We start from the raw sequence: 13,814 nt of genomic DNA, 5'->3' as shown, positions 1-13,814 counted from the left end.
TCATGGCATTTACTCGTGGTAATTTTTGTTTGGCGATAAATTTGATCACCAAATGCCATGAATGTTCCCACCTAATTTAAAATATCTTATTGTTCCTGTTTGTTATTTCATGGGGATTCGTCAGATTCTGAAGTCCATTTAAGCGTTGTGCATTACTTTTGCCAGTTTGATTATTGATGATAATCGAAATGACAAATGACACGATAGCGACAAAGGTTAGCAGGGCAATTCGATGCTTGATTTTTAAATTAATGAGCTGCATGGGGCCTTTTGTTAATTTAGGAAGGTCTAAACTGATGGCGATAATAACAGTTTCAGTAGTGACTTAAAATATTAACATTCACTTTGGGTTGAATAATTACGGCGAAAAAATAATAACGGTGAGACACCAGAAGGATTTAATGTTTGTAGTGTTTGAAATAATCTAATTTTTTAATGGCGGGAGGGGGGCTTTAATTCAATACATTGATTTTGTTGTTATTCTAACTGTTGCCTTTATTTTTTATGAGCATTAATAATATTGAGCGTTTACATTGTATAAAACGATACAATATTTTTAAGTATGTTGAGTATTGATTTTGGTGCATTTGTTGATTGATGTTAATTTCATTAAGGTTAAATTAAGTTATAACTCATTCATTCTTGTTATTAATAATTAATGATAGCGGCTTTACATTATTTAAAGCCGCTATTGCATTATTTTGAATGGTTTACGGTATTAGTAGCCGATGGCGGCAGAACCTGCGCGTCTTGGGTCTGAAGCGCCAAAAAGACCTTGCTCTGTCATCATTATCGATTGAGTACTGCCAATCGACTCTTGCACTTTCACTTTGTGACCTTTGGCTTCAAGTAATGAAATCGTATCGCGATTCAATGTATGTTCCACCCAAATAAAATCAGGTAACCATTGGTGATGCATACGTGCAGCAGCGGTTGCTTCGGCAATGTTTAAGTTATGATCAATCACATTCATGATCATTTGCAGCGTAATATTAATAATCCGTGAGCCACCAGGGCTGCCGGTAACAATGAAAGGTTTGCCATCTTTCATCACCATAGTAGGACTCATTGAACTGAGAGGACGCTTATTTCCTTCTACCGCATTTGCGTCACCACCAATTAAGCCATAACCATTTGGTGTGCCGGGTTTAGCCGAAAAGTCATCCATTTCATTGTTTAATAAAATGCCCGTGCCTTTAGCGACTAAGCCAGAACCATAACTAAAATTAAGAGTATAAGTATTAGCTACGGCATTGCCCCATTTATCGATAACTGAGAAGTGGGTAGTTTGATCGCTCTCATACGGCGCAAGGTTTCCAGGTTTTATTTCGCTGCTAGGTGTGGTTTTATTAATAGCGATTTTGCTGGCAATCTCTTTAGCGTATTCTTTGCTAGTCAATTGTTTAGCTGGCACATTAACAAAATCAGGGTCACCTAAATACTCACTTCGATCTGCATAAGCATATTTCATTGTTTCGGCCATAAGATGCAAAGTGTTTGCGGTGTTGTGGCCTAATTTATCAATGGGGAATTGCTCGAGTACATTGAGCATTTCAATAATATGGATACCACCTGAAGATGGTGGCGGCATAGAAACCACTTCGTAACCTCGGTAATTACCCCGCACAGGTTCGCGTTCAATCACTTTATAGTTAGCCAGATCAGTTAAACTCATTATGCCGCCCGCATTCTGTACTGCAGAGACAATTTTCTTAGCCGTTTCACCTTGATAAAACCCTTTGCTACCTTTCTGGGCAATCAAAGATAATGACTGTGCTAACTCGGGTTGTTTGAGCAATTCATTGACTTGATAATTACTGCCGTCGGCATGGTAGAAAATTGCTGCTGAACTTGGCCATTGAGTAATACGAGATTTAAGGCCCGCTAATGAGTTTGATAGATCTGAAGTAACAACTATACCGTCTTTGGCGAGCTTAATCGCAGGCTTGATCACTTGCGCCATTTTCATGGTGCCATATTGTTTTAAGGCCAGTTCCATCCCCATAACGGTTCCAGGTACGCCCACAGCTAGTCCATGCTCACGACTGAGTTTGTCAACTGCATTGCCTTGTTCATCAAGGAAGATATCTTTGTGCGCTTTAGCAGGCGCGGTTTCACGGTAATCGATAGCAATGGTTTTATTTTGCTCGGCTAAATGCACTAGCATAAAACCACCACCACCAATATTACCCGCGCGAGGTAAGGTTACTGCAAGTGCATATGCCACGGCTACCGCCGCATCGACTGCGTTGCCACCTTGTTTTAAAATTTCAACGCCAATTTGACTGGCTAATGCTTCTTGGCTTGAAACCATGCCATGCTTAGCATAGATTGGCTGAGCCGTTGCCATTTCACTAAAGATTGAAGCTTCATTTGCCTGGCTGTCAGCAATATGAAGTGCAGGATAACAAAGTGTAAGAGTTAATGCGGTGCTCAAAAAAAGCGGGGTTAACTTAGGGAATCGTGTCACGATCAATCCTTGGTGTGTATTGAGAAGATATTGTGATAGAACATGCCACAGGATAGCAACAATTGGTATGAGTTTTAACGGTTGAGCATTAATTATTATAGGGTAGGTGTGGGTGGAACAAACACAAACGCGAGTTTATCAATATAAATTTGTTAATAGTATTAGCAATATAGATTCTTTAGTATGGAATACTTTTTTTGGATCATCTCATCCTTTTACGCGCCATGAATATTTATCCGCTCTGGAAATGAGTCGCTGTGTTAGCACTGAAACAGGCTGGACACCGATGCACCTTATGGTGATGGATGGCGATAATATTATTGCATTAATGCCGTTGTACCTTAAAAGTCATTCTTGGGGCGAATATGTGTTTGATTGGGCATGGGCAGAAGCTTATGAGCGTCATAATATAGATTATTACCCCAAGCTCGTGAGCAGTGTACCTTTCACTCCTACTACAGGGCGGCGTATTGGTATTGATCCAAGGTTACCAAAACACGATCAACAACACTTGATTGACGGTATTCAAACCTATCTGTCACAAACCGTTATGAAACAGGGCTGGTCATCTTGGCATTGTTTATTTACCAATACCGAGCAACATGTTCAGTTTGCACAAGCAGGGGGAATGGATCGTGTTGGTTGTCAGTTTCATTGGCACAACCAAAACTATGCTGATTTTAATGACTTTCTCAGTACATTAACCTCACGTAAACGCAAAAACATCACTAAAGAACGAATTTCTGCAAGGCAGCAACTACAGTTCAGATTTATAGATGGCGATAAGGCGAGTGCAGAGCAATGGCAGAATTTTGTGCGCTGTTATCAAAATACTTATTTAAAGCGTTCGGGTCATAAAGGGTATTTGTCGGCAGCATTCTTTGAGCAGATAGCAGCAAAAATGGGCTCAATGATACGATTATTATTGATTGAAAATAGTGACGCACAATTAGTGGCATCAGCTTTATATTTTGTGTCAGACACGCATTTATATGGTCGCTATTGGGGAGCGTTAACTGAATGTGACCATGTCCATTTTGAAGCATGTTATTACCAAGGCATTGAGTACGCTATTGCTAATAAATTAAGCGTTTTTGATGCTGGTGCACAAGGCGAACATAAAGTAGCGCGAGGTTTTCGCCCGGTTAAAACCACCTCAAGCCATTTTGTTGCTCATGAAGGTTTTAATGATGCCATCGGTGCTTTTTGTCAACAAGAGCAAGCTCATATCGACATTTATATACAGCAAATGTGCGAACAACTGCCGTATAAGTCAATTGATAATACATAAAATAATATGAGGTTAATTACTCATCAAATGTGCTTTCTGGGTTAGCCTAGCGCTAGCCAAATACCAACCAGTATCATTAAACTTCCGGCGATACGATTCATCCAGCGGATATTATCGCCTCGACTTAAAAATAATCGTAAACTCTTACCGCCGCTGGCATAAGCCAGCATCGACACACTTTCGGTGACCATTATAATACCAAGCAAAACGGCGAGTTGTGGCCCAACGGCATTATCAACATTAATAAACGGCGGTAATAGTGAAATCATAAAAGCCCAACCTTTAGGGTTGGCAATCGCGGTAATAAACCCTTGGCTGATTAAGCTCATGCGACTAGTTTTCACTTCAAGGCCAGTAATGATGGCCATTTTTCCTTTAGCGCGCCACATATTAATGCCAATGTAACCAAGGTAAGCACCACCCACCCACTTAAGAATATCGAACACCTGTGGGTAATTTAGCATGATGCTGGCAACCCCAAGTACTGCTGCAATGGCGACCAACGCCACGCCTACTAATTCACCTAACATCATCCATAAGGTTCTGCGTACACCAATACTCATGCCGAGTGTCATGGCTAAAGTCATGCACATACCAGGGGTGATAGACACAAAAAAGAACGTTGGAATAAACACGGCGAGTACGGCGTAATCTGGCATTGGAAAGGTCTTTAATTAGAATGTAGATGGCAGAGTGTAAAGGCCTAAAATGATAAAAACCAGCAATTTGCTGGTTTTTATGTATCACTTCGTGTCTATAAAATTACAGCACGCCGCGTTTCATTTGATCGCGTTCGATTGATTCAAATAACGCAGTAAAGTTACCTTCGCCAAAGCCAAGGTTATTTTTACGTTGAATGATTTCAATGAAGATAGGCCCAAAAAGATTTTTAGTGAAAATTTGCAATAAATAACCGTCATCATCACCATCAACCAAAATTTGATGATGTTTGATACGATCGTGATCTTCGGTCACCTGTGGCAACTTCTCGAAAATGGTGTCGTAATATTCAGGAATAATATCCAGCGTTTTGATTGAGGTGCCTTCCATTGCATCAAGTGAGGCCACAATGTCGCGACTTCTGAATGCCAGATGTTGAACACCTGGGCCATTGTATTCACCTAAGTATTCATCAATCTGATTTTTGTTATTGCCTTTACCTTCGTTAATCGGGATACAAAAACTGCCATCCGGTGAACGTAGGGCATAAGATACCAATGCGGTTTGTGCACCGCTGATATCGAAATAACGCACTTCAGTAAAACCAAAGATGTCTTTGTAAAAGTTAGCCCATTTTTCCATGGTGCCTTTGTAGACATTATTGGTTAAATGGTCGACTTCCATAAAGCCTTTTTCAGGCGTTACGATAGGCTGCTCTAAATCAACAAAGTCAGTTTGATAAATATTGTTTTGCTCACCAAAAGTGTCAATAAAATAAATCAAGCTATCGCCGATACCGTAAATAGCTGGGTAAGGCATATCTTTATTGGCATCATCAGCTGGTTTTGCACCACGGGCAACGGCTTCTGTAAATGCAAACTGTGCATCTTCTACACGCCAACCCATTGAACAAATTGCCGGACCATGAGATTTGGCGAATTCAGCAGAAAACCCTGCACGGCCTTTATTCAATAGAAAGTTAATGTCATTTTGTTTGTAGTAAATAATGTCATTATTTTTGGCTTTTTTTAACATCGAAAAACCAAAATCGATGAATACCTGATGCATGTATTCAGTATCTGGGCTAGCAAATTCGGTGAATTCAATGCCTAACAGGCCCAGTGGGTTTAGTTCGCTTGCCATTTTGTTTTCCTTTATTTTATGTCAACACGCCATCACTCTTTGGTGACTTGGGTTAGCTATAAATGTGGTCTTAGTTTTCTAACCAAGAGCGGTTGTAATCATCACTCATGCAATTTTTGACATGAGCGGTTAAATTCAGTGGGGCGAAGGTATCAACCATCACCGCATATTCGTATGTTTCGGTTTTGCCGATAGAGGCTTCTGTACGACCAGGTTGAGGCCCATGCGGCACACCTTTTTGGTGTAACGTCATATAGCCCGCTTCAATACCTGTACGGCTCATAAAGTCGCCGTCGACGTAATACAAGACTTCATCGCTGTCGATGTTGTTGTGGTAATAAGGTGCTGGTATCGATTTAGGATGAAAATCGTATGGGCGTGGCACAAAGTTACAAATGACAAAATTGTGTGCTGTAAACACTAAATGCTCAGACGGTGGTAAATGAATCTTGCCAACTTTGGGTGCATATTCACTGATGTTAAATGCCCAAGGATAAACGCAGCCATCCCAGCCAACTAGGTCAAATGGATGCCATTGCAGAGTCATTTTTTGATAGCGTTCACCAAATTTACACATTAACGGAAACGCACCTTTTTCAACCACGGCATCAGCCAAGGTTGGCGTACGAATGTCTCGTTCACAGTAAGGTGCAGACTCAAGCATTTGGCCGTATTCGTTTCTGAAATGCTTTGGCACTTCGACCATTGAAGATGATTCAATAACGAATAAGCGCACATTTTCATAATCGTTAAATTTAAGTTGGTAAGTGGTCCCACGTGGAATAATTAAGTAATCCCATTTTTTGGTATCAATGACGCCGTATTCACTCAACAGTTGGCCTTCACCTTCGTGAATAAACACCACTTCGTCAGCATAGGCATTACGATAAAAGTCATTGGTATCTTCAGTCACTTTCGCTGTGTACATCGCGACATCATTATTGAAAAATATTTTATTTCGGGCGCTAAAAAAGTTGCCTTGGCAGTCGGCTTGGCGCGAGTCTAATTTGTAATTTTGAATTAATGAGTCTTGCCATTGTTCGCCATGAGATAACGAGTAAGGTTGAACGTCTATCGCTTTGGTAGGCATATTGTGATGATATTTATTGGAATAAATATTCGAAAAGCCATGAGTAGAAAATAATTCTTCACGGTACAACTCGCCATTATCTTTTTCGAAGGCAATGTGGCGTTTGGTCGGGATCTGACCTTGCTTAACATAGAATGGCATGTGATTGTCCTATGGTGAATCGACTGCGAGTGTCGTGGCGTTTATGTTATTTGTTGTTATGGCCTAATCGCATTGGGCAAACCAATATGTGATCTAACTTACAATTTAGTGGTAAAGATCAACAAAAAAAAGAATAATAAATAACTCAACACAATCTATTTTTTAGATTGTTATGTTAACTTTACATTTGTGTATGGATAACGGGACAGTGAAAATCTTATGCGAATAGATATCGATGCCTTTAATGTACTGCAAGTACTTGTTGAAGAAGGAAGTTTTGCAAAAGCTTCAGAGCGATTACACAAGGCACAATCGGCAGTAAGCTATCAGGTTAAAAAGCTAGAGCAACATCTCGGCGTGACATTATTTAATCGAGATCATTATCGAGCGGAATTAACACCAGAAGGTAAGGTGATTTTGGCCGAAGGGCAACGGCTGTTACAGCATTTAGCCAATATTGAACATCTTGCCAGTCGCTTTAGCCAGGGTTGGGAGCCCAAGCTTGAGTTAGTAATAGACGGTGCTTTACCGATGGAGCCGATCATGACTGCGCTTAAGCGCATGTCAGAGCACAATATACCGACTAAAGTACAACTTAATATGGAGTTTTTAGGCGGAGTGCAGCATCGCTTTGAGCGCGACCAAGCAGACTTAATGCTGGTTAAGGATTATCGTACTGGCCCCTCGTATCATCCTAAACCGTTACCTACGATTACCAGTGTGCTAGTGGCGTCATCACAACATCCATTAAGTCTACTTAAGGAAATTAGTTTACCTGAGTTACAACAACATGTTGAGTTAACCATTGAAGATTCATCTCCAGGTAAACGCGACCGCGATGAAATGCAATTTGGCGGCGATAAAGTATTTTATTTATCAGGTTTTATCATGAAAAAAAATGCCTTACTAAAAGGCCTCGGTTTTGGTTGGATGCCAGACTTTTTAATTGCCGAAGAATTACATCAAGGACAACTTATTGAAGTTGATTTTATTGGTGGTAATCGGTTTAGCTTTACACCGCAATTAGTGTCCACACTTGAACGTCCGCTGGGGCGAGCAGGGCAACTATTTACTGAGCTTATTTTAGAAGAGTTTGCTCAATATCAATTACAGCATCAATCAGGATTGAGCTGTGCAGGTTTAGGTTAACGATGGACACAAATCGGTAAACGAATGCAGTGGCAACAGAATTTGGTTACAGAATATTGAAATGTTGTCGTGTTAAATAGCTGATCATTTTGTTACCTTAAATCATCCATAATAAATAATGCCTTAATACCGAACAGGGCAACTGCAAACATTAAATAAATTTTTAAGGAATGAAAATGAGCATGAAAAGTCATGAAGTTGATTATGAAATTATAGGCTCTAGCATGCAGCTGGTTGAAGTTGAATTAGACCCAAATGAGTCTGTGATTGCTGAAGCGGGGGCGATGACTTACCTCGAAGAAGACATTATGTTCGAGGCCAGAATGGGTGATGGCTCTGAACCGGAATCCGGTTTTTTTGGCAAGTTACTTGGTGCTGGTAAACGCGCCATTTCGGGTGAGGGTATTTTTATGACTCACTTTACCAATCAAGGCCAACAGAAACGAAAAGTAGCATTTGCTGCACCATTTCCTGGCACTATTCTGGCAATTGACTTAGCTCAACATCAAGGTGAACTTATCTGCCAAAAAGACAGCTTTTTAGCGGCAGCTTTAGGTACGCAAGTGAGTATGAAGTTTAATAAACGTTTAGGGACCGGTTTTTTTGGTGGGGAAGGATTTATTCTACAAAGCCTAAAAGGCGATGGCATGGCGTTTGTGCATGCTGGTGGGACATTGATTAAAAAAGAATTACACGGTGAGACATTGCGGGTCGATACCGGTTGTTTAGTGGGGTTCACTCCTGGAATTGATTATGACATACAACGTGCAGGCTCATTAAAGTCGATGGTATTTGGTGGTGAAGGTTTGTTCCTTGCAACCTTAAAAGGCCATGGAACTGTGTGGTTACAAAGCTTACCGTTTTCTCGTATGGCTGACAGAATCATTGCTCATGCACCATCAAGTGGTGGCAAAGACAAAGGTGAAGGTTCTGTACTTGGCGGAATAGGCCGAATGATTAACTAATTCTGACATTACGCGATCTTATCACTGTGCCGTTAGTATTCGAGCTCAGGCTATTACAGCTAATTGTATTGACTTAGTCTGAGCTGTCTTTAGGAGATTTTTTAGAATGTTTACTGGTCAGCTGACGAGCTGTTCTGTTTTAACTTAAGGTTACCCATGTAAGGTCATCAATCTAACGTTATTATTTTAAGATTGTTAATTGCATAATATGTTGGTATTGCAACGGTGTGACGGGCTGAACACTCAAGCGAGCACCTTTAGCCACTAATACCATATCTTGCAGTGCGAGATCTGCTTTCAATTGTTTCAAGCTCACTGGTTTAGAAAATTTGGCCATAAATTGGATATCTACTTGCCACCATCGAGGCGTATTAGTGTTAGATTTTACATCATAATACGGTGAACGGTTATCAAAAGCACTGATATCGATTTGTGCATCACTGCTAATTTTTGCTAAACCCACAATGGCAGGTACTTTACAGCTAGAGTGATAAAACAACACTACATCGCCTAAGGCGATTTGATCTCGAATGTAATTACGTGCTTGATAGTTACGAATACCCTGCCAAGCAACGGTTTGCTGCTCACTCATCTGTAGATTATCAATACTAAAGTCGTCTGGTTCAGACTTCATTAACCAATAGTTCATGTGATCCCATTACTGTCTTTAAAGAGGCTGAATAACCTTTTAGCGCTTAATAATGGCAATGTACACGTTGCTGATGCGATTAGGCAAATAAAAAGCCGATAGTATTATACTATCGGCTTTTTACAACAGTGGTCATTCAACGGTTATTAATGAATGTTAATAAGTTGGTTTGGCAATAACAGTTTGGCCGATAGGGGTTAAACTTAACAGGGCCAACTTAAGATGCTGTAACGCGAAAGGAATACCTATAATCGTTACAAAACAAGCCAGAGCATGGGCTAGATGACCAATCGCGAGCCAAATACCAAAGCACAAAAACCAGATGACATTACCCACCAAACCTAACGTGCCAGTGCCAATATCTTCTTGGCCTGAAATGTGTTTTCGGTTAACGGTTTCTTGTCCAAATGGCCAGAAAGCAAGTTCGCCAATGACAAAACAAGCACGACCAAATGGGATACCAATGATACTGATAAAGCACAGTACCCCTACTAGCCACCAGGCTAGTCCCATGACAAAACCACCCATTAAAAACCAAGCAATATTAAAGATTAAGCGTAAAAGTGACATTTTCAATCCTATCAATAGTCAATATTACTTAATATAAAGCCATATTCATGCCATGTTTTTAACTAACTGATTCTTATAGCTTAAAGGTTGATTTTATACTGTATGGCTAATGTAGTGTGATGATTAATACAAATGAATCGATGAGATTTATCATTTTTTAGTTAAAATGCTCATATTACAGTTGATTGAGACAATTCATGTTTTCGATAAGCCCAGTACAAGCGATGAACTTTGAAGGACGCAGTATCTACATTAAGCGGGATGATTTATTACATGCTGATTTTGGTGGTAATAAAGCGCGTAAATTTTATCATTTCTTACATCATGATTATTCACATGTTACCCAAATCGTGGCTTCGGGCTCTGCACAAGCAAACTCCTTGTACTCATTGTCTGTACTTGCAAAGCAGCAAGGGTGGAAATTTGATTACTACGTAAGCCACATCAGCGAGTTTTTATTACAACATCCTCAGGGGAATTATGCTGCAGCGATACAAAATGGCGCCAATATTATAGATGTTCGTCATTTGACTGATGCTGAAAACCTTGACGGTATGCATTTAGACGATGCGATGCGACATATTGTTTCATCAGACCCAAGCTATGCAGATAAAAAACAATTACTTTTTATTCCTGAAGGTGGCCGTTGTGAGTATGCCGAAACTGGGATAGCACAACTCGCCAGTGAAATTATTCAATGGGCACAAGATCAACAAAAAAAACAGTTAAAGATATTTTTACCCTCAGGTACGGGAACTACTGCAGCTTATTTAAATAAACAAATTATTCAACAACAGGCTAAATTACTATTAATGGATGTTATTGCCATAGAGGTATTAACTTGCAGTACCGTAGGAGGAGATGAATATTTACGTCAACAATTCTCACAATTAGTCGATGAGGTTTATTTTCCTAACATTATTAATGATGGTCATAAATATCATTTTGGAAAATTATCACGACGTTGTTTTGATATGTGGAATACGGTATGCCAGTCGGGAATTGAATTTGAATTATTGTACGACCCGGTTGGATTTCTAGTGTTACAACATTATTTGAATAGTAATACTGTCAGTGCAACCGATATTCTCTATATACATCAGGGGGGAGTCTTGGGAAATAAAACGATGTTGCCAAGATACCAACGAAAGTTTTCGCACACGGTTTGATTACAGGATGAGTGTAGAATTTCTTGTTGTAAGTTGTTGATATTAAGTCTGTTATTTCTAAGTGGTAGATTTGGGTTTAAAAAGTTCGATTGGAGTTTAAAACTGAAGAATAATTTGAAATGATGCGAGTGAGTTATTCATTTTGCTCTGTTTTAATAAACATCGGTAAGTGAGAGGAGAATACCGAGAAATGAGTTTATTAAATAACAGAGCAAATGATTAACGCAAAGCGTTAGGGGGTATTACTTATTGGCAGAGATTAACCATTTCATGAAGTTTAATGCTTCAATACGTTTTGAAAAGGTTTTTTTGTTTTTACCTAGGCTGTCGGTAAAAGCAATTGAATTCTTGTTTGACGAGATAGAGTTAACCGGAAAGCTAACTGAAATTTCGTGTCCATTCATGTTGTATGACATAGGTCACACTCCTTCTTATATATTCACCATTAGGTGAGAAAATTGTTCAATAAAATATCCTTGGCATTTTTTAGTGTTGCAAAAGATTAATGTTTCGAGATTTAACTTAACCTATCCTTTACTCACTAATCAAGTGTTGATATGTAAATAGTTGATTAAGGTCTATTTTATGCCTGCAACATTGATGTTGGGACATGACATATAGCCATAAAAACTTAATACATATTTAGCACTTAACTTTGTAAGTTGAACATAGTTTTATGACAACAAGATTACGTGAATATAATTTAAATTATCATATCAACAAAAATCAATTGAAATCAAAAACGATGTACAGAAGCTTGTCTTGGGTTTATTTACGAAGTGAAGTTGAGCAGACTTACAGGTAGGTAACCAAAATTAACAAGAAAACTAAATCTGTGTGGATAATATACTGAGTGTTTGCATATGGCAATAGTCTTTTTCAAATTTTAATCAAATTAATGCTGTTTTCGATTAAAAAATAGCGATTAGTGATGAATTATCGACAAATTTCGCATTGCTCGGATGTCTATTGTGTAAAAGGGATGATGATTCAGTCATCATCCCTTATCTAATGGTACAACTTAATGATAAATAGCGGCCAAATTGTCTATACATTACGTTAGTCGTTAACATTTTAAGCAACTAGCGTAATGCTTAGTAAAGTAAATCGCCAATTGGGTTTAGTAACTTACTGAAACCTTTAGTGAAGTATAACGGAGCATCAACAATGGTATAGCACAAACAACCTTCAAGTGTTTTTGGTGAATGTTGGTGCTCTTTATCAAGCAGCATAAAATCACCTGGCTTGTAGGTGTTGTAACAGTCGCTGAACTCACCAGCGAGCAGTAATGTTAGCTCTGCGCCTTTGTGTGTGTGTTCAGGAATTTCACCATTGGCTGCGATATGCAACAAACTTGCTCTTGCTTGTGGCTCTCCAGTATCGAGTCTCAAGCGGCTGACTTTACCAATACCTTGCCAAGAAGCATTAATTTGCTTACGAAATACCTTAGGCAGAGGATAATGCTGACCTTTAATACTAACGCTGTTATCTTCAATCGTATCAAACGTACTAGCCTGTTCAATCTCTAAAGTGTCTAAGGTCGAATTTAATAGCTGCTCGAGTAGTGCGTCTAATTGATGATTATCATTAGTGTCTACCGACTGAGTTTTTACTGCTGACTCAAACTGTTGTTCAGACAACGCAATAGTCATCTGGTCAAGTTGTTGCTGGCAATGAGGGCACAATTCAGCATGGGCGGAGATAGCAATCGACATAGATAGCGGCAACTCGCCTTTAGCATGGAGAGACAGCAAATGCTGATCTGGGTGGTAATTAATCATAGTGTTTCTCCATAAAGCTTTTTAATTTTTCTAACCCGAGTCTAAGTCGTGATTTAACCGTTCCAATTGGAATATTAAGTTTGTCCGCTAACTCTTGTTGAGTAAGCTCTTGCATATAAATACCTTGTACTACCTGGCGCTGAAGAGGGGGTAATTCTTCTACATGCTGCAATAAACTGGCCGATAATAAAAAATCATTGTCGTTGCTTTCAGCTTCGTCAGACTCAAATAAAGGCCAAATATCATCACCGAAAGAATCTTCACGGTTGTGTTGTACTTTACGAAGCATGTCAAAACATTGATTACGCATGATGGTAAATACCCAAGTGCTTACCGCTGCTTTCTCTGCATTATATAGATGGGCCTTTGTCCATACTCTAGTCATTGTCTCTTGCACTAAATCCATAGCTAAGCCCTGTTGGCTTAAGCGCTGGACACCAAAAGAGTTAATTTTTGGGCCAAAATGCGAAAAAAGTTTTGCAAAAGATGTTTTGCATCGATCATTAGCCACCTGCGTCATTAATGACGCCAGCTCATCAGCCATTGGATTGGGTTCGTTTGATTTCATAGCACCGCTTAGTTTAATTAGGGATCTTTTTACAAGATGCCCCTTATCATAACGACTTTGTGTGCTTTGTGATTGAACATTTTCCATTATTTCACCCGCATCCAATAAATAACTCATTGAGCATAAAATATTACCTCATTATGCTGTGGCCATCCTGAGCTCAAACAA

Annotated in this window: 13 protein-coding genes; 4 read left to right on the top strand and 9 right to left on the bottom strand. The window is 39.4% G+C overall.

Annotation, left to right across the window (positions count from 1 at the left end; genetic code table 11):
• Positions 1-718: 718 nt before the first annotated feature.
• Entirely contained in the window at positions 719-2,470 is a 1,752-nt protein-coding gene (gene ggt, locus H5181_RS01515; protein ID WP_182750011.1) for a gamma-glutamyltransferase, read from the bottom strand.
• Positions 2,471-2,582: 112 nt separating this feature from the next.
• Here ggt and H5181_RS01510 point away from each other — a divergent pair, with 112 nt between their 5' ends.
• Positions 2,583-3,761 carry a GNAT family N-acetyltransferase gene (locus H5181_RS01510; RefSeq protein WP_182750010.1) on the top strand — a complete coding sequence of 393 codons (1,179 nt, stop codon included), beginning with the start codon at positions 2,583-2,585 and terminating at the stop codon, positions 3,759-3,761.
• Positions 3,762-3,802: 41 nt separating this feature from the next.
• Here the strand turns inward: H5181_RS01510 and H5181_RS01505 are convergent, their stop codons facing one another.
• From H5181_RS01505 to H5181_RS01495, 3 genes are all read right to left on the bottom strand, one after another.
• A complete protein-coding gene (locus H5181_RS01505) occupies positions 3,803-4,420 on the bottom strand; it encodes a LysE family translocator (protein WP_123883308.1) in 618 nt (205 codons plus the stop codon).
• A gap of 103 nt (positions 4,421-4,523) precedes the next feature.
• Positions 4,524-5,564 carry a 4-hydroxyphenylpyruvate dioxygenase gene (gene hppD / locus H5181_RS01500; protein WP_182750009.1) on the bottom strand — a complete coding sequence of 347 codons (1,041 nt, stop codon included), beginning with the start codon at positions 5,562-5,564 and terminating at the stop codon, positions 4,524-4,526.
• A gap of 70 nt (positions 5,565-5,634) precedes the next feature.
• A complete protein-coding gene (locus tag H5181_RS01495; protein ID WP_182750008.1) occupies positions 5,635-6,795 on the bottom strand; it encodes a homogentisate 1,2-dioxygenase in 1,161 nt (386 codons plus the stop codon).
• 219 nt (positions 6,796-7,014) lie between these two features.
• Here H5181_RS01495 and H5181_RS01490 point away from each other — a divergent pair, with 219 nt between their 5' ends.
• On the top strand, positions 7,015-7,944 hold the full coding sequence (locus tag H5181_RS01490) for a LysR family transcriptional regulator (protein WP_182750007.1): 930 nt from the start codon (positions 7,015-7,017) through the stop codon (positions 7,942-7,944).
• A gap of 176 nt (positions 7,945-8,120) precedes the next feature.
• On the top strand, positions 8,121-8,909 hold the full coding sequence (locus tag H5181_RS01485; protein ID WP_182750006.1) for a TIGR00266 family protein: 789 nt from the start codon (positions 8,121-8,123) through the stop codon (positions 8,907-8,909).
• Positions 8,910-9,090: 181 nt separating this feature from the next.
• On the opposite strand, the gene H5181_RS01480 is transcribed toward H5181_RS01485, so the two are convergent.
• The gene (locus H5181_RS01480; protein ID WP_011637778.1) at positions 9,091-9,558 is read right to left on the bottom strand and encodes an EVE domain-containing protein; all 468 of its coding nucleotides are present in this window, start codon (positions 9,556-9,558) and stop codon (positions 9,091-9,093) included.
• Between the two features lie 156 nt (positions 9,559-9,714).
• The gene (locus H5181_RS01475) at positions 9,715-10,128 is read right to left on the bottom strand and encodes a YccF domain-containing protein (protein ID WP_059743959.1); all 414 of its coding nucleotides are present in this window, start codon (positions 10,126-10,128) and stop codon (positions 9,715-9,717) included.
• A 197-nt stretch (positions 10,129-10,325) separates the two neighbouring features.
• On the opposite strand from H5181_RS01475, the gene H5181_RS01470 reads away from it, so the two are divergent.
• Positions 10,326-11,297 (top strand): 1-aminocyclopropane-1-carboxylate deaminase/D-cysteine desulfhydrase, encoded by a 972-nt coding sequence (locus H5181_RS01470; protein WP_182750005.1) that lies wholly within the window; start codon positions 10,326-10,328, stop codon positions 11,295-11,297.
• A 242-nt stretch (positions 11,298-11,539) separates the two neighbouring features.
• Here H5181_RS01470 and H5181_RS01465 read toward each other — a convergent pair whose 3' ends face one another.
• The 3 genes from H5181_RS01465 to H5181_RS01455 form a co-directional block, all read right to left on the bottom strand.
• Positions 11,540-11,713, bottom strand: a complete 174-nt coding sequence (locus H5181_RS01465; RefSeq protein ID WP_011637775.1) for a hypothetical protein — start codon at positions 11,711-11,713, stop codon at positions 11,540-11,542.
• A 678-nt stretch (positions 11,714-12,391) separates the two neighbouring features.
• Positions 12,392-13,078, bottom strand: a complete 687-nt coding sequence (locus H5181_RS01460; RefSeq protein WP_182750004.1) for a ChrR family anti-sigma-E factor — start codon at positions 13,076-13,078, stop codon at positions 12,392-12,394.
• On the bottom strand, positions 13,071-13,733 hold the full coding sequence (locus H5181_RS01455; RefSeq protein WP_182750003.1) for a sigma-70 family RNA polymerase sigma factor: 663 nt from the start codon (positions 13,731-13,733) through the stop codon (positions 13,071-13,073). The genes H5181_RS01460 and H5181_RS01455 overlap by 8 nt, the downstream gene beginning before the upstream one ends.
• Positions 13,734-13,814: the final 81 nt, after the last annotated feature.

Origin of the sequence: Shewanella sp. SG44-2 (genome assembly GCF_014164215.1) — a bacterium.
GTDB classification, from domain to species: domain Bacteria; phylum Pseudomonadota; class Gammaproteobacteria; order Enterobacterales; family Shewanellaceae; genus Shewanella; species Shewanella frigidimarina.
This window is presented reverse-complemented; position numbering and strand designations above follow the sequence as displayed.

What these genes read in the sequence shown, in the direction of transcription:
- H5181_RS01475 (WP_059743959.1), bottom strand. Translation starts at nt 10,128, where the DNA reads ATGTCACTTTTACGCTTAATCTTTAATATTGCTTGGTTTTTAATGGGT.
- H5181_RS01505 (WP_123883308.1), bottom strand. Translation starts at nt 4,420, where the DNA reads ATGCCAGATTACGCCGTACTCGCCGTGTTTATTCCAACGTTCTTTTTT.
- H5181_RS01470 (WP_182750005.1), top strand. Translation starts at nt 10,326, where the DNA reads ATGTTTTCGATAAGCCCAGTACAAGCGATGAACTTTGAAGGACGCAGT.
- H5181_RS01495 (WP_182750008.1), bottom strand. Translation starts at nt 6,795, where the DNA reads ATGCCATTCTATGTTAAGCAAGGTCAGATCCCGACCAAACGCCACATT.
- H5181_RS01480 (WP_011637778.1), bottom strand. Translation starts at nt 9,558, where the DNA reads ATGAACTATTGGTTAATGAAGTCTGAACCAGACGACTTTAGTATTGAT.
- H5181_RS01485 (WP_182750006.1), top strand. Translation starts at nt 8,121, where the DNA reads ATGAGCATGAAAAGTCATGAAGTTGATTATGAAATTATAGGCTCTAGC.
- H5181_RS01465 (WP_011637775.1), bottom strand. Translation starts at nt 11,713, where the DNA reads ATGTCATACAACATGAATGGACACGAAATTTCAGTTAGCTTTCCGGTT.
- hppD (WP_182750009.1), bottom strand. Translation starts at nt 5,564, where the DNA reads ATGGCAAGCGAACTAAACCCACTGGGCCTGTTAGGCATTGAATTCACC.
- H5181_RS01455 (WP_182750003.1), bottom strand. Translation starts at nt 13,733, where the DNA reads ATGGAAAATGTTCAATCACAAAGCACACAAAGTCGTTATGATAAGGGG.
- H5181_RS01490 (WP_182750007.1), top strand. Translation starts at nt 7,015, where the DNA reads ATGCGAATAGATATCGATGCCTTTAATGTACTGCAAGTACTTGTTGAA.
- H5181_RS01460 (WP_182750004.1), bottom strand. Translation starts at nt 13,078, where the DNA reads ATGATTAATTACCACCCAGATCAGCATTTGCTGTCTCTCCATGCTAAA.